Genomic DNA, 19397 nt, shown 5'->3' with positions numbered 1-19397 from the left:
TATAAGATCTAGACGAATAGAAGCATTTCGATCTAAATCTTGGTGATTGAAAGACACTCTTTGGATTTATGCAAAATGCTCATGTGTAAAAAAAGGTTGGCGTTTCTGACTCACGAAACGCCAACCTTGAAATATTATTTAGTGCTTGTCAGCAAGAGTTCGTTGATGAGCGTTGCATTCTGTTTCACAATCTCCGGATAATTTTTGTCAATCATCTCCATATGTTTGCCGTAACCTTTCACTTGTCTGAATTGTCCTGTGGTGGATTGGGCCCACAATGCAATCGAAGCATTGGCATCCAAAAGTCCTGAAGTCACATAACTGATGTTACCATCAATCGTACCAAAGGTTATGGCTTCATGAACATACAGGTAAGACTTCGTAATCAGCTCCAGCAAATATTCATTCGCCAATTTCTCAAGGTCCTGATATTGACTCATGTTGAACTTTTGCTGAATCTCCTGCCTGATTTCTTCTTCAGTCAGACGATGCTCTTCCACTTCTGTTCGGTATTTTGAGTCCAGTATAATCAGGTCACGCACTTCATATCCTCTGCGGTTAAGCTCTTTGGCTACATCGAAGGCCAGCACTCCACCCGAGGAGTAACCCATCAGCGTGAATGGGCCCTCCTTTTGAATATCAATCATCATTTGAGCGTAACGAGCAATCCGATCTTCTGAAGTGATGAAATTAAAGCTGTAAACTCCGAACGAGTCCAGATGCTGAGCAAGTGTCATGTAGGCAATCCCCATGGAAGCAGCGGGAGGAAAACAGAAAACGATCCGATTTTCCTCACTTGTCCGGGTTAGCTGCATGCAATCTTCGGTGTAGTCCTCCAGCAGATCTTTGGCTTTCTCAACAAAGGCCGCAAGATCAGCAATGGTCGGTTTTTCAAAAATATCCTTAAACGGGATTCTAAAATTCAACAGACTGTACAATCGGGATACAAAAGACATCACATTTAACGAATTCGCACCCAGCTCAAACAGATTTGCATGTATGCTAATCGGCTTCACTGGAAGAACGTCCTCCCAAATATCTGTCATGTGTCGTTCCAGTTCCGTTTCCGGTGGTGTATATGATTGCAGAGCTGTCACACTGTCCTCGGGCTCAGGTAATGCCTTCAAGTCCACTTTTCCGTTCACCGTCAATGGAAGCTGATCCATCACAACAAAGAATGCAGGTATCATATATGCAGGAAGCTCGTCAACCAATCCCTGTTTCAGTTGAACGATGTCCATCTTTTTACTCAGGTCCACAGGTACGATGTACGCACAGAGATAGCTTTGCTGAGAATCGTCTTGCCGCGGGGTCACAATTGCATCCTTAACTTCCGGTTGTTGCAGCAAACGATGTTCAATCTCTCCCGGCTCAATACGGTATCCCCTAATTTTCACCTGATGATCAATTCGACCGTGGAACTCCATGTCTCCGTTTGGCAACCATTGCACCAGATCACCTGTCCGGTATAGAGTGGTCCCTTCTTTGAACGGATTGGGTACAAACTTCTGCATCGTTAGTTCCGGACGTCCGAAGTATCCTCGGGATACTCCGTCACCTCCAATGTATAGTTCCCCTGGCGAACCAGCCGGAAGCAGTTGCTGATGTTTATTCAGCACATATAACTGCACATTTGCAGCAGGTTTCCCAATAGGTACTGAGATTCTCGTGTCCGTCTCGGGGTTGTACGGATGGATCATGCAGCCTACAACCGTTTCCGTTGGCCCGTATTCATTAAAGATCTGAACCTTGCCTCCAAAACTCTCATATACTTCCCGAGCCAATTCCGATTTCAGGTCCTCACCGCCTACAATCAGGCACTTGATACTAGATCGAGTGTTGTCCATATCCTTAATCAGATTCAGATGTGATGGTGTCAATTTAACTACGCCTGCTTGCCGATCCCTGAATACATTCAGGATCACCGGTTCATCTCCGCTGGTTGGATATACCACTATTTTATTTCCAGTAACCAACGGTGTAAAGATCGAAGTGATCGTCAAATCAAACGCAAACGAGGAGTACAGGGCAAAATCAAGCTCCCGATTCTGCAAATAAACGTCCTTCGCCCAGAAAATATAGTTGATCAGACCGCTGTGCGGAATCATTGTGCCTTTTGGTTTCCCGGTCGATCCTGAGGTATAGATCATATACGCTACATCCTCTGGTCCAGCATGCTGCTCCAATGATTCTGCTGAATAATGGCTATAATCCGCATCAATCGCTACGGATGTTCTGCCCGACCCGGTATGGCCTTCTCCCCTTTCCAATATGATCGGTGAACCGCTATCCTCCAGAATAAATGTAATTCGTTCTGCGGGATATTCCGGGTCAATGGGCACATACGCTCCGCCCGCCTTCATAATAGCCAGAATGCCAACAATCATCTCGAGTGAGCGCTCAACCATAATACCAACCATGGAACCTGGACCAACATGGATAGCCTTTAAATGTCTTGCCAACTGATTCGATTTTATTTCAAGCTGTCTGTAGGTCAGCACATCTGAGCCCAACGCTACGGCGACATGTTCAGGGGTTTTGAGGACTTGTTCACTGACCAACTGATGCATCGTTTTGCCCTTCGGATAGGCTGAACCCGTATCGTTGTACTGATCCAACAGGATGATCTGCTCTTGTTTCGTCATGATTTGAATGTCATCGACCCGCATGTTTTCATCTGTCACTATTCGTTTCAACAGAGTCAGCATATGGGTTTCCATGACTTTCATCAAGGATTCATCATACTTGCCGGAATCATAGGCAAACTTGATTACTAGCTCTTCACCAGGTATTACAATCAGATTGAATCCATAATTCGTCTGTTCCTGACTATGGACGTCCTCAATGACAAACCCAATATCATTCGCGCCCTGTTCCACAAGACTTGAATCCACCGAGTAATTTTCAAAAACCATGATATGATCGATCAAATCTCTTTTTAGACTGCTCAAAGATGCAATTTCAGCTAGACCCAGATGGTGATGCTGACTTCCTTCAATGGATAAGGCCTGCATATCTCCAACCAGTTGTTTGAAGGTGCGCCCCTCATCCCATTGAATCCGTGCAGGAATGGTGTTGATAAATAAACCTACCATGTTTTCGATTCCGCTTACCTGCGCGTCTCTCCCGGATACCACCGTTCCAAATACGACATCCGAAGTATCGTTGTACTTGGCAAGCATGATTCCCCAGACACACTGCATAACCGTATAAAATGTAACATGGTTCCGGTTAGCAAGATCATTCATTTGTTTCGTAAGCTGTCTGGAAATGCGGAATTGATGCTCCTGTGAAGTGACCCCCTCGTTCAATGAACAAAAAGTTCCTGCTGGAAGCTGAACCTTGTTCTCATATCCGCCAAGATAATTCTTCCAGTACGAGATGGCTTCATCCTTGTTCAACGCCTGCAACCATTCCACATATTCACTGTAAGGTACAGGCTCGTGGAGCTGAATGTTTTCCCCAGTACGTTTGCATTCATACAGATGGACCAACTCTGCAAGAATAATGCCTCTTGCCCAGCCATCAAGCAAGATATGATGGTTACTCCAGATTAACGAGTATTGCTCCTCATCGGTCTGCAACAGTTCGAATCGAACCAGTGTATCTCTGCCAAGATCAAAGCCTTTTCTTTTGTCCTCCATAGCAATTGACAATACACGAGTGCCTCTGTCCTGTTCTGGCAAACCTCGAAGATCCCGGTATACAAAAGCAGCTTCTCGGTTTTGACAAATAATATTCCGCGGCTCTTCTGTAACTTGGTACTCAATGGACGCACGAAGCATTTCGTGACGTTGCATCAACAGGTTCAGACTCTCCTGAAGCCGGTCAATGTCAAGATTTCCTCTGATGTTCATGATCAACTGCTCAAAATAAACCCTGTCTCCGCGATTCTCAAGTGCATGGTACAGCATACCTCGCTGCATGTTGGCCAAAGGATATATTTTTTCAATTCGATTTGGGCCGAACTTTTGCGTAATCACTTTCAAATTTTGCACAGTTACATATGGATCTCCATAATCGGATGGCGTTTTTTCGGCCTGCTGTTGCTGCACACAATGTTCAATGATCAGCTGGAGCATTTTTTGGTAGGATGTCGCAAAGTTCTCTACGATGGAGTTATCAAACAACTTGTGGTTATAGGTGATGTTAATCATCAATTGACCTTCAGCCACATAGGCAATAACTTCCATTGGATTGGCACGAATGACATCATCACCAACCGAATTGCCCGCTGGCAAACAGGACGAACGAAACAGACCACTGTTGATATCCTGATCCATTTGTCCCAAATAATTAAACAACAGGAGTGGTGTCTGCTCTTTCAACTTTGGCAATTCAGTAGTCATATATTTCAATATTCCGTAACCAATTCCTTTCGCTGGAACCCTTCTTAGCTGCTCTTTTACCTCCTTGATCGTTGTACCAAGCCCTTCCTCATTCCCGAGATCGATACATACCGGATATTTGCTTGTAAACCAGCCAACCGTACGACTGATATCCAATTCGTCTCCCATAAGCTCGCGACCGTGACCTTCCATCGTTACCTTAACTTTGCTCGCTCCTGCACATTCCTTGATGGAGAGAGCTAGAGCAGCCAGCAGAATGTCATTAATTTCAGTATAGTAGGCCTGGTTTGTCTCTCTCAAAAGCTGAGTTGTCATCTCTCGGTCCAGCGATACGCTGCTCATTCGATTGTCTCCGTATCGATATTCGTTCAGATGAACTTCATTCCGAGGAAGAAAGCCGGCTTCTTCTTGATCCGTCTTGATCCAATACGCACGCTCCTTGGCGAGACGACCTCCCTTCGCATAGTCGCTCAGGAAAGCTGCATAGTACGGGTACGAATCCGTAACCGGATAAAAAGAAAGATCTTGTCCTTCCAGAAGTTGCTGGTATCCTATGGCCAAGTCTTCCAACAGAATTTTCCAAGATACCCCATCAATCAGCATATGATGGATTACAATGAGCAGATGATCTCCCTGATCGGTTCTGAATATGACGGCTCGCACCAGAGGTCCCTCGAAAATTTCGATGGATTCCTGTATCTTGGAGGCTGCCTGCTGCACCCTGGTGTACAGTTCCTGCTCATCAAGACCGTTCATGTCCTGTACGTCCAACTGGAAAAGACCTGCTTCATAATCGAGATGGGTCTGCACCACCTTACCTTGTTCCTCACGATAAGACATCCGCAAGACATCGTGATGCATCATTAACCCTTCCATGATCTGCCGGACTATCTCTGGATTGAATCCCTCCTCGCGGTACAACATCAAGGACTGATTAAAGTGGTTCATTCCTGTACGTTGATGCTGCAAGAAATAAGACTTCTGGATGGGTGTAAGATCAACCGGACCCGTCACACGCTGCTTCATCCGGTCTACATGGGAATCTTCTCTAACATAACGCCCCAGCAACTTGATCTGTGGATTAGCAAATAGCTCTTTCATGGTCAGCTTTTTGCCAGCTCTGGACAGTCTGGATATAATTTGCAATGCTTTGATGGAATCACCACCGGAAGCAAAGAAGTGATGGTTGATGCCGATTGGCTTGAAGCCAAGCACCTCTTCCCATATGGAAACGAGCAGGCTCTCTGCCTCGTTTCTCGGGGGCTCATAGACCATCTCTCCACCCATGCTTGCATCCGGTTCGGGAAGTGCACGTACATCCAATTTCCCATTGCCGGTCAGCGGCAGGGTATCCAATTGCATAAAATGCGTAGGAATCATATATTCAGGCAATTCGACACCTAGATGAACGCGAATTTCGTCCAATGGTATCGATCTGTTTGCGGTGAAATAGGCACAGAGCACGGTAGCCTGTTCCTGGTTTGCTCCAGGTACGATAACGGCCTCCCGTACACCTTCCAGAAGCAGCATTTGTTTTTTGATTTCATCCAGCTCAATCCGATAACCACGCACTTTCACCTGATTATCCTTCCGACCTGCCAGTTCCAGCTCATCATCATGTGTCCAACGGGCAAGATCTCCTGTTTTGTACATGATCTGCCCCGGCTGGAATGGATCTTCAACAAACTTCTCCCGGGTCATTTCAACCTGATTGAAATACCCGCTAGACACTGCCTCACCCGAAACACAAATTTCACCGAATACACCCCGGGGCACCAGATGGTTATGCTTATCTAGCACGTATACCACAGTGTTATCAATCGGTCTGCCAATAATCGGATGATCTATAAAGGAACGAACATTCACAGACGATATGTTATGAAAAACTACACCAATCGTCGTTTCAGTTGGACCATAATGATTCATGATCCGGCTGTTTGGAAACTCTTGAAGGTACTTTTCCACATCCGTTGTATTTGTCTTCTCCCCACCAAGCACAACCAGCCTCAGCACAGGCTGCCATTCTGCAAATGCAGCATCATGGAGCAGCAGATTGAATAATGAAGGGGTCAGTTTGATGAAAGTGATACGCTGTTGAGTCAGCATTTGTAATACTCTAGCCGGATTGGTGTAGTCTTCCTTGCTTGGAACGTGAAGCTCACCGCCTTGCAACAAGGATGAAAATATACCTGTGTATCCCAGATCAAAAGCACTGGAAGACATCAGCATCGTTCGATCTGCCGCAGAAACTCCCGCTTCACGGATGAACCATTGTGTGTAATTAACAATATTTCGGTTGCGAACCATTACCCCTTTCGGAGTACCTGTTGAACCTGAAGTATAGATCATATAGACCTGCTGTTCAGGCGAAATCGGCAGAGATAGATCCGTGTAGTCAAAGCTTTCGATACTGCTGTCGTTAACCTGACACACATCCCCACTGAAAGATAACTCCTTGGACAACGGATGATCCGTCAACACAAGGATAGCCTGGCTATCATTCAAAATAACATTGGTCCTGTTCACAGTCTGCTCAGGATCAATCGGTAAATAGATGGCTCCCGTTTTAAGAACGGCCAGCATGCTTATAATCAAGTCCACAGATGGATTCATGCTTACTGCGATAACCGAATTCGGTGCAGCCCCTCTTGATCTCAGCGAGCGAGCCAGTTGATTAGCTCTGCGATTCAACTCTTCGTAAGATAATTCGTTTTCCCCTGACACCACTGCCCGTTGCCCGGATGACTTCCTTACTTGCTCCTCGAATAGTTCGATCAGGGCTGCCTCTGTTCTGTATTGCACAGGCTGACCACAGGATAGCTGCATAATGGACTTTGTCTCTTCTGATGGGATGAATTGAATATCCTGCAACCGCAACGTGGCATCATTACTGATATTATCCAACAATTCAGTCAAGTGGCCTGCCATACGCTTTATTGTTTCAGGCTTAAACAACTCCGTAGAGTACGTAAACACACATTTGATCCGGCCCTCAGCTTCCATTGCGGTTAAGGTGAGATCAAATTTGGATCGGATGTTACTTGGAGGAAGTGAACTGAATTGCACACCCTCGATTGCAAGCTCCTCACTGTCATAATTCTGGAATACCAGCATCGTATCGAACAAGGCACTTCTGCTCATATCTCTTGTCAAGGCAAGCTGTTCAACCAGTTCATCAAATGCATAATCCTGGTTTTCATAGGCTTGAAGTGTATTCTCCTTGATTTTGTTCAGATACTCCTTGAACGTAAACGTGCCTACCGGACGATTCCGAAGTGCCAGTGTATTAATGAACAAACCGATTACATCTTGCAGCTCCGGCTGTGAATTACCTGCTACCGGTGTCCCCACGATGATATCTTCTTGCCCGGTGTATCGATGTAACAGTGCTGTATAGCCAGCAAGGAGAAGCATAAATAAGGTTACGCTCTCTCGTTGAGCCAATTGAGACAACCGTTGCGACACACCCTCAGATAACTCGAATGGGAACAGTTCACCTTCATAATTACGGTGTTGTGGTCTTGCATAATCGATTGGCATATCCAGTAGCGGGACTTCTTCTTGATAGACCCTTAGCCAGTAGTCCTTCTGTGCCTGAATCACTTCCGTTGTCCTGGATAGTGCCTGCCACTCGGCATAATCTTTGTATTGCAATTGTAGTGGTTCAAGCGTTTGTCCTTCATACAAGGCGCTTAGCTCCCTGGTCAAGACGCCCATGGATACACCGTCCGCAATAATATGATGCATATCCATAATCAGACTGTATTCCGCAGGTCCCATCTGCACAAGTTCCACCCGCAGCAACGGAGCCTGAGTCAGATTGAATGGACGAACAAATCTCGCCTGCCACGCTTCTAAATTCTGTTCACCCAGCTCGAGGGATGTGATCCTGAATTCCACCTGTTGATCAATTCGTTGAACAGGCTGTCCATCAACCATATGGAAAGAAGTCCTGAATGATTCATGACGCTTGATCAGATCCTGAAAGGCTCTTTCCAATTGGCATACATCCAGATTGCCAGTTATTTTCATAGCATAAGGCATATTGTAGGCCAGGCCCGAATCTTCCAGTTGATGCATAATAAAAAGTCTTTTTTGTGCTGACGAGAGCGGGTAGTACTCCTTGCTTTCCGCTTTGGTTATGGTCACATATTTGCTGGAACGAGCAGAATCGATCCACTTGGACAAGGCTCTGACCGTAGGCGTTGCAAATACTTGTCTCAATGGTATGGCCACACCGAATGCCTTGTGGACGCGAGATACGAGAGCCGAAGCCTTCAGCGAGTGTCCTCCAACTTCAAAGAAATTGTGGTTTACGCCAATACGGTCATTATTTAGAAGCCGATGCCAGAGTACAAGTAATTCCGCTTCCACCCTGCTTCCCGGAGCTTCATAACCCCCAAGTGCAGACATGCCCGCTTCCGGGGCTGGTAGCGCTTTACGATCCACTTTCCCGTTGGAGGTCAGTGGCAATTGATCCATCTTCACAATGTAGGCTGGCATCATATAATCCGGCAATTGAAGAGACAACTGTTGTCTGATCTGTTGCGTAACCGCATCATCTGCTGCCTCGTTCAGGGTGATATATGCACATATAAATTGTGTATGCTCTTCATCCGCCCTGGCTACAACGAATGCATCCTTTACGATATAAAGCTGAAGCAATTGATGTTCGATTTCACCCAATTCAATTCGATATCCCCGAATTTTGACCTGATGATCCATCCGGCCCAAGTACTCCATGTTTCCATCTGCACGCCATCTGGCCAAGTCGCCTGAACGATACATTTTCTCACCAGGATAGAACGGATCTTCGACAAATCGTTCTTCCGTAAGACTGGATCGATTGAGGTATCCTCTGGCAAGCCCTTCTCCTGCAACATATAGCTCACCTGCACATCCTACAGGCTGCAATTGACGATACTGGTTCAGTACATATGCCCTGAGTGTAGGGATGGGCTGACCTATATTACTTCTGCCCATTTCTATATCAGACAACGTAATCTCCTTGTAGGTAACATGAACCGTAGTCTCTGTAATGCCGTACATATTAATTAACTTTGTAGACGGATAACGCTTGTACCATTTTGCCAATAAAGACGGACTTAACGCTTCTCCACCAAAAATGACTTTTCGCAAACTCAATTCCTTCCTCGGACGTTTTGCCTCCTCATGCATCAATCGGTAGAAGTAAGATGGCGTCTGATTCAGAATAGTTACCTTTTCACGGATTAACCATTGCAGGAATTCTCCAGGCTGTTGGGCGACCAGATGTGGAACGATAAGTAATGTGCCCCCGTACAACAATGCTCCATACATCTCCCACACCGAGAAATCAAAACAGAAGGAATGGAACATCGTCCATACATCGTTCTCGCTGAAATCAAAACGATTACGGTCATTGATCAACAAACGCACGACATTTTTATGTTCAATCAATGTTCCCTTCGGATTCCCGGTTGTACCTGAGGTATAAATGACATAGGCGAGGTCATGGGATTGAACGGATGTCTCCAGATTTCCTGCATCCAGGTGATACGAGTTCTCTTCCTCCAAGACAACGCATAAACCCCGGTGAAGTCCGCGATCCATTCCTTTTTCAGAGACCATCAGCAGGTGGATGCCTGAATCCTCCAGCATATAGCTAATACGGTCATCCGGATAGGTGGGATCAACAGGTATATATGCAGCTCCCGCTTTTAACACTGCCATGATGCCAACGATCATATCGACTGACCGATCCGCCATAATTCCAATGAATTGCTCTGTTCCTCCTGTAAGAGATAACAATGTACGGGCCAGTTGATTGGAACGCTGATTCAGCTCCATGTACGTCATATGACGATGCTCATCCCGGACAGCAATTCGATCAGGCGTACGTCGAACTTGCTGCTGGAACAGCTCATGAATGGTCATATTTCGCGGGTAATCCGCATCAGAGTTATTGAAAGAATTCAGGAGCACCTCACGCTCTGCACAACCTACAAGTTGAATGTCAGCAAGCTGCTGATGATCAGCTGAAGTAACTTGTTCTGCCACACTCCTAAAATGTTGATCCATATGCTCGATAATGGATGAATCATATTTATTACCATCATACGTAATCACAAGGGTCAGGCTGTCACCAGGTGTTGCCGAAATCAGGAATCCGTAGTTGCTCTGTTCCTCCGCATGCAGTCCGGTAATTTCAAAACCAACCCCCGTGCTGGATTGATGAACAGCTCCATGATCCAGGGCATAGTTCTCAAATACGAAGACGTGATCCATTAATTCCTTGTTGAGATCACTCAATGCCTGAACCTCAGCCAGATTCAAATAATTGAATCGCTGACTTTCAACGGCTTGTTTCTGAACGGCCTGAAGTACATCGCCAAAATGCTTTTGATGCGGATAACCAATCCGAACAGGAATCGTATTGATGAACAACCCTATCATCTCTTCTATGCCTTCAACTGGCGCTTCTCTGCCAGAGACTACGGTTCCAAATATGACGTCCTCCGTATCATTGTATCTGGCCAGCACCAGGCCCCAGATACATTGAATGACGGTATTCAACGTCACACCATAACGAACACCTATTTCATTTAATTGGCGGGTTACCTCCTGACCCAAAGATATCATCTGTTCTTTTCGCAAATATGGAACATCATGCTCTGTAAGAAGTAAACCTGGAACACTCGACTGCGTATCATAATTTTCCAGATAACGTCTCCAATATGCTTGGGCCTCATCCTTGTCCTGACGAATGAGCCATTCAATGTAATGATGATATCGTTTCGGGTCCTTCAGGTTGTGCGCCTTATTCTCAAGTTTGGCCTTATAGATCTGGAACAGCTCCGATAATATAATTCCCAGACACCATCCATCCAGCAAAATATGATGATGGCTCCATACAAGGGTGTAAGATTGATCTGTGGTGCGAAAAAGAGCTGCACGCATAAGTGGCTGTGTATCCAAACGGAAACTGCGAGCCTTATCCTGCTGAGTAAAAGTTTCCAACTGAGCTGCTGAATGATGTGCTTCCAAAACAGTCCAGTCTTGAAATTCAAATTCAATGGTGAGGTTTTGCATAATGACCTGCCTCGGTTCTTCCAAATCATGATGCATAAATGAAGCTCTCAATGCTTCATGTCTGTTCATGAGCTCATTGAAACTGGATTGCAAGTAATCCGGGTTCACTTCCCCGCGAATCTCCATGACCGTTTGCTGAAAATACGCAGTTGATGTCTCATCTTCCATTGCGTGAAAGAGCATGCCTTGCTGCATATTGGTTAACGGATAAATCCGTTCAATGATCACGCCCGGACAGGCAGATCTGATAAGATCCAGCTCCTCAAGTGCCAGACTTGGATCACCATAGTCGGAAGGCGTATATGTCGTTTCACGCTGACATAAGCAATGGTCCACTATTTCCGTTAATTGCTCCAAAAACGTCTCTGCAAATCGACTTACAAGCGGCATGTCCACAGCAGTTTGGTTTGCTGTTACGTTGAGATGTAACTTCCCACCAGATACGAAGGTGTTCAGTTCAATCGGGTTATTTCGGGCGATATGGCCACCAATCGTTTGTCCCGTGGAGAAACGGGACTCCCGGAACATGGCTTCCCCAATCATGCCTCCGTCCATCTCACCGAGATAGTTAAACGAAATGGACGCTGGACGCTCCGTCTGCAGCTCCGGCATCCGGGCCACATATTTCAGCGCTCCATAGCTAAAGCCTTTATACGGTACCTTCCTTAATCCCTCTTTCACCCGTTTGATGGTGGTCGAAAGTTCGTCCTCCGCTTCTCCCTCCAACAGAACCGGGTACAGGGTAGTAAACCAGCCCACGGTGCGGCTGAGATCGATACCCTCCAGCACATCCTCCCGTCCATGGCCTTCCAGGTTCACCTTCAGCTTCAGCTCACCCGTCAGCTTACGCACCGCAAGGTACAACGCACTGAGTAACAGATCATTGATCTCCGTCTGGTAAGCCCGGTTGCTCCCCCGCAGCAACTGCCGTGTGACTTCCGTACTCAGGGTGCTATGCAGGGTATAGCTGTCCGCAAATCGATCCGGTTCCTCCCGCTCTCCCAGGTTCAGTCCAGCCCCTTCCGCTGCAAGTCTACCCCAGTAGGCTCGCTCCTTGGCGGCATGCGGGCTGTTCGCGTAATCCTGCACGGCTTCTGCGAAACGCTGGTAAGAGTCAGTCTTCTCGCCCACATCCAGCTCTTCTCCCCGCTCCGCTTGCTGATACAGCACTTCCAGGTCTTCCAGTAGAATTCGCCAGGACACCCCGTCCACGACCAGGTGATGAATCGCCAGCAGCAGATGGTCTCCGTCCTCGGCTTCAAACCAACCAACCTGCACCAGCTTGCCCTCTTCCAGGTTACATGCCTGCTGCACCCGGGTAGCCGCCTCATAGACCTGACGCTCCGGTTCATTCCAGTCCCGTATATCAAATCGGTGCAAGGTATACATCCGCTCTCCAGTGTGAACCGGACGGTTGAATTGGCGGATACTCCCATCTGGTTGTATCTCATATCTCATGCGCAGCGCATCATGATGCTCCAGCAACCGATCCAGCACCTGTTCCAGCACGTCCGGCTTGAACCCGGTCGCCCGATGCAGCATGAAGGACTGCGTGAAGTGATTCCGTTCCGTCGTGTTGTTCGCAAAAAACCACTGCTGAATCGGGGTCAGCTGCACTTCTCCTTCCACAGGCTCCTCGCTCTGGCGCTCACGTTGATCCCATTTCACATACGGGGAGAGATCCCGAATCTTTGGATAGGCAAACAAATCCCGAACCTCCATCCGCAGTCCCGCTCGGGCCAGACGTGATCCGATCTGGAGTGCCTTGATGGAGTCTCCCCCAGAGACAAAGAACTGGTGATTGATGCCCAGCTCCTCCATGTTCAGCACATCACGCCAAACTTCCACCAGTATGCGCTCCACCTCGCTACGCGGTGCTTCCATCTCCGGCCCGGCAGGTAGATGGTGGTCCGGTTCCGGCAACGCCTTGCGGTCCAGCTTGCCATGGGACGTCAGCGGCAGCTGATCCAGTTGCACCACATAGGCCGGGATCATATAATCCGGCAGTTCCGCTTCCAGCCAGTCCCGAACGGTAGCAGCTGTCCACACTGCTTCACCTTCGGCTACAACATAGGCGCACAGCGCCCCATTTCCCTGCGGGTCCTGATGAGCCAGAACCGCTGTTTCCCGGATGGCCGGATGTTTCAGCAGTTGTTGCTCGATCTCGCCAAGCTCAATCCGGTATCCACGGATTTTCACCTGTTGATCGGTACGCCCCATAAATTGCAGGTTGCCACCAGGCAGCCAGCGTACCAGATCACCTGTCCGGTACATTTTGCCGCCGGGTTCATGCGGGTTGTCTACAAATTTCTCGGCTGTCAGTTCTGGATTATTTAAATAACCCCGTGCCAGACTTTGACCGGCAATGTACATCTCCCCGGTCACACCTGTCGGACAGAATTGAAGATGATCATTCAGAATAAAAATTCTTGTATTCGTGAAAGGTTTCCCTATAGGAATGACACCGTCTATGGAATCAACTTCATGCAGAGTGGTAACCACCGTATTTTCCGTTGGCCCGTAAGCATTGATCAGCCTGTAATTCGGAAGGGCATGAAGTTTAAGCTGCTCTCCCCCCGAAACTAGCAAACGCAAAGAGGAATTTGGCAGTTCAACAAATGATTCACATACTTTGGAAGAGAACGTTGCAGCCGTTATTCCATACTCCGATAAGTATTCATTTAGCCTCAGTATATCCAATCTCAGCTCGGTCGGAATGATATGAAGTGTAGCCCCTGACATTAGTGCAGGGAAAATTTCACTAATCGAAGCGTCAAAGGTCATTTGGAGATAGTTTGCCACCCGGTCTCTCTCTGTTAACTGTAGAGCATCTATATATCCACAACAGAAGTTGGTCAAGGCGCATTGCTCAACTTGTACCCCCTTTGGCATACCTGTAGAGCCCGACGTGTAGATGATATAGGCCAAATCATCAGGGTTTGTTGTCATCGTTGCCGAATCAGCTACAAACGGAATTTGGAGTGATGCCGCAGCATTCCAATCCTTCAACGCTGCCTCATCCAGAATGAGTGTCACACATTCGGAATCAGCAGCCCTGAGCCGATCTGACCAATGGTTCTGGGTCACTATCAACCTTGCTCCGCTGTCCCGAAGCATATATCGGATTCGCTCAACCGGAGTTGATGGGTCCAGTGGTAAATAAGCCCCTCCTGATTTCATAATACCGAGAATGCCCGCAATCATTTCTACAGACCGATCCATCATAATACCAACGACCGTTTCTCTGGTTACACCACGCTGACGCAGACGAGCTGCGAGTAAATCCGCCGCTTCATTCAGCTCATGATAGCTCATGCTTCTGCCGTTATGCACAACAGCAACCTGATCAGGTGTCCGCAGAGCATTTTGCTCAATCCACTCGTATACCCGCTGGTGCAGCGGATAAGAGCAGGTGTTATCATTATAGACATACTGCAGCGTCTGCTTTTCTTCCTCAGATACGACTTCAAACTCACCCAGCTTGCCTTGGGGATTGCTTAATATCCCTTTTAATAATTGAATAAAGTGATTGCCCATGTTTTCAACCGTTTGAAGGGAAAATAGATCACTGCAATATTCCAGTTCAAACTCAAGTTGGCCATTCTGTTCAACAGCAGCAAGAGTCAGATCAAATTTGGCAATGGGTAGCTCCGTCTCATAAGGCTCAACGTGTAAATCACCCCATTGTTGTTCAGATGTACGCTCAAGCTCCAGATTTTGCAACACAAACATCGTATCCACCAATGCGTTTCTGCTTCTGTCTCTTGAAACATGAAGTTTGTTGATGAGCTCATCAAGGGGATAATCCTGATTTTCGTAAGCCTGTAATGCATTCTCCTTCACTTCTCCAAGGAAATCATTGAAGGACCGTTCCGCTACAGGATAATTCCGCATGGCAAGTGTATTAACAAACATACCGATCACCTGTTGGAGATCTGCGTGTTTGCGGCCCGCAATCGGAGATCCCACGACAATGTCATCTTGTCCTGAATATCTGGAAAGTAAAGTTGTATAAGCCGCCAGCAGTACCATATATAATGTCGCTTCATGATCTCTGGCCAATTGATGCAGGTCATGTGTGAGCTGTTCGTCACAAACAAATCGCACCCGGTTTCCTTTAAAAGAGTACACTTGCGGTCTTGGCCAGTCTGTTGGCAATTGAAGAACCGGAATTTCTCCCTCAAATCGATTAAGCCAATAGGTTTCCTGTGTCTTCAGTCCTTCGCTATTAAACCAATCCTTTTGCCACTCGGAGTAATCCTTGTACTGTAACTTCAGCTCAGGCAGAGATTTCCCCGCATACAATTCATGAAACTCCTGAACAAGCACACCTGTTGACACACCATCTGCGATAATATGGTGCATGTCCATCACGACTACATGTTCCTGTTCACTGATTTTCACAAGTTCGATCCGCATTAATGGAGCCTTGCCCAGCTCAAATGGACGAATTCGATCCGAGAGCGTTTCTTCCAATGATCGGCTTCCTGGTTCAATATGTTCAACAGCAAACGGAACATGTGAATGAATCCGTTGGACGGGTTCGCCATCCACAATGACAAAGGACGTCCTGAATGACTCATGTCTCTGTACCAATTGCCGGAATGCCTCTTCAAATCGCGCCACGTCCAGTTTTCCAGATACTCTCATCACTGCAGGCATATTGTATGAAGTTCCGGTATCCGAAATCTGATGCAGCATATGAAGTCTGCGTTGAGCAGACGAGAGTGCATAATAGGGCTTTGATTCGGCCGGTTGGATGGAAAGATAGTCCTCTTTGGCAGCAGATTCAATGTAATTGGCAATACCTCGGATGGTTGGAGCAAGGAAAAGCTGTCGGATCGGCACCATCACCTGAATCTCTTTGTGAATTCGTGATGCCAGTGCTGTCGCTTTGAGTGAATGACCGCCGGACTCAAAGAAGTGATCATGAACCCCCGCAATCTGCACTCCCAAAATTTCTTTCCATATGGTGCAAATGCGATTCTCCAGCACCGTACTTGGTGCTTCATATTGGTCATGCTTCAAATGTTCTATGCATTCTGCCGGTTCAGGCAGCGCCCTGCGATCAACCTTCCCATTTCCTGTTAAGGGAAGCTCATTGAGCAGGATAAAATAGGAAGGAACCATGTAGTCCGGCAGGCGCTCCGATACATACGTACGAACTCCAGTGGTTGTCAGCGCTGGATCAGCCTTTAGATATGCAATCAATATATCCTGATCGGCTGCATCTTTTCTCGTCACTACGACCCCTTCACGAATCCCTTCATGCTCCAGCAGAACATGCTCAATCTCTCCCAGCTCAATGCGGTAACCGCGCAATTTAACCTGGTGGTCCAAGCGTTCGAGAAACTCAATATCTCCGTTTGGGAGCCGGCGTACCCGATCACCTGTTCGATACATCCGTGTTCCCTCAAGCAAGGGATGTGGGACGAATCGGGAATCGGTTAGTTCCTTGTTATTCAAATACCCCAAGCTCAAACCATCTCCGGAGATACATAACTCTCCTGGAATACCAGCTGGAACGGGATTCTGGTACCGGTCCATAACCCAGACCGAAGTATTGGCAATTGGTTTTCCGATGGGAAGATTGGTAACCGCTGCTTCGATGGACCTGATGGGATAAGCTGTAGCAAAAACCGTGCTTTCTGTGGGTCCGTATACGTGAATCAGGCGATCCGCTCCGAGAATATCCAGTCCTTTCCTGGCCTGGGCCACGGATGCCCGCTCGCCCCCAAACAATATTTTGCGGAAGCCACGGAGACATTCCGGCTCACGATCAACAAGCAGATTAAACAGTGCGGTCGTCATGAAAGAAACCGTGACTTTCTCACGAACGATAACTTCGGCGAGCGCTTGGGTGTCCAGAACCGTATCCTGCTTGAGCAGAACCAGACTGGCTCCGTTCAATAGTGCGCCAAAAATATCAAAGACAGATCCGTCAAACGCATAATTCGAAAGCTGCAAAATCCGGTCTTCCGGGCAAATATCGATGTAATCCGTCTCACATACAACCCGAATTACGTTTGCATGAGAGATCATCACTCCTTTGGGCAATCCGGTAGAGCCAGACGTGTAGATCATGTAGGCCAGATCATCCATGCGGCTCTCCTTGTCAGGTTTCACTTCCATTACCTGTGTGGCAGCCGCCATCTCCATGACCGCTGGCATATGATCCATGTAGTCCACATACAGCGGTAACATTGGAAAATTCAGCGGTGCCTGGCTGATCCATTCGGGCTGTGTCAAGAGCACCGCAGCCCTGCTGTCCTGAAGCATATGACTTATTCTTTCTTCCGGCCAACCCGGGTCCATGGGAAGATAAGCCGCCCCTGCTTTCAGAATCCCGAGTATGCCCGCAATCATCTCTACCGAGCGGTCTGCCAGCAGTCCTACCACTGCCTGCTTGGGTAGCCCAAATTCGTATAACCGGGATGCCATTTGATCCGCTTTTTCCTGCAATTCACGGTAGGTGATATGCACGTCATCCATAATAAGGGCGGTGGCATGAGGTGTTTTCTGGACTTGTTCATCAAAAAGCTGGGATATGGTTTTCCATTGAGGATAATTAGTCACATCCCCATTTGAAACCCTCTCAAGCATCGTAATTTCATCGTCTCCAACCAGCGTAATGTCCTGGATCTGGATACTCTCATCGGATGTAAATTGATGGACAACCGCTTTCATATGCTTCTCAATCTGATCCATCAGAGCCGGTTCATAAACATGTTCATCATAAATGAGCAGCAGCGTCAATTTCTCTCCAAGTCCAGCAGCCATTGTAAACGGATAGTTGGTTCGTTCCTCTCCAGTAATCTCGTTGATTTCAAAACCCAGATTGGACCGCTCTGCCATCTTCCTCGTATCCAGAGCATAATTTTCGAAAACAACGACATGATCAATCAGATCATGTTTGAGTTCAGTGCGGGCCTGCACCTCGGCCAGACTTAAATATTGATACGCCTGACTGTTCAATGCGTCCGACTGAATCTTTTTCATAAGCTCCACAAATGGCTGCTCTCCACAAAAGGTAACACGTGTAGGAATGGTATTGATAAACAAACCAACCATATTTTCAATGCCATCAACGGCTGCATCCCTCCCGGATACAACGGTCCCAAAGACAGCATCTTCGTTATCATTATATTTGGCGAGCAGAAACCCCCATATCGCTTGAATGACGGTGTGGAGTGTCACGGCATGTTTCTGCGCCATCTCTTTCATTTTTGTGGTGAGAGCTTGAGAAAACTCTATTTTCTTCTCTCTTCTGGAGAACGACATCTCACTTGTTGATCGGTTTATCGAAGGCAAGCCGGTCTTCTCACTGTATCCTGACAGATAATGCTCCCAGTACCCAAGGCCGGATTCTTGTTCCTGCTGCTGGAGCCACTTCATGTAATTGCTATAAGGACGGGTATCTGCCATTTTAGACGGTAGGCCATTGGATCTATCAGCATATATATCCAGCAATTCATTGAAGAGAATGCCCATGCTCCAGCCATCCAGTATCATATGGTGAAACGTCCAGATCATCTGGAAATGCTGTTCACCATTACAAACAAGAGCGATTCGAAGCAGGTTATCCTTGGACAAATTAAATCCTTTTACACGATCTTTCTCCATAAAATCTTGCATTAAGGCAGCGACTTCATCGTCTGACCTGCCCCTCAGATCGTGAAAGGTAAACCCGATCGTCCGCCTCGCAAGAACAACATGAACGGGTTCCTCCAATTTGGTATGAACCGAGGCTCTCAATATTTCATGTCGTTCAAGCAACTGATTGAAGCTTTGCTCCAGAATTTCGGGATCAATCTCCCCGCGTATATCCAGTACCGTTTGTTCAAAATAAGCATCTTCAGACGGATTTTCGAGCGCATGAAACAGCATTCCTTTTTGCATCGGGGATAATGGGTATATTTTCTCGACTTTTGCCTTCATGGACCGATATCATCTCCTTATTGGATCGTACCTAAGCTG

The 19397-nt window shown here is 47.1% G+C and carries 1 protein-coding gene; it reads right to left on the bottom strand.

Annotated features, from left to right (window positions below):
* Positions 1-134: 134 nt before the first annotated feature.
* Complete coding sequence (locus tag MKY92_RS12900; protein WP_339301042.1) at positions 135-19358, bottom strand: non-ribosomal peptide synthase/polyketide synthase; 19224 nt, start codon at positions 19356-19358, stop codon at positions 135-137.
* Between the last annotated feature and the right edge of the window lie 39 nt (positions 19359-19397).

It is taken from the genome of Paenibacillus sp. FSL R5-0623, from assembly GCF_037974265.1.
Lineage (GTDB): Bacteria > Bacillota > Bacilli > Paenibacillales > Paenibacillaceae > Paenibacillus.
The sequence above is the reverse complement of the archived record's forward strand: the minus strand, read 5'-3'. Positions and strand labels throughout refer to the sequence as shown.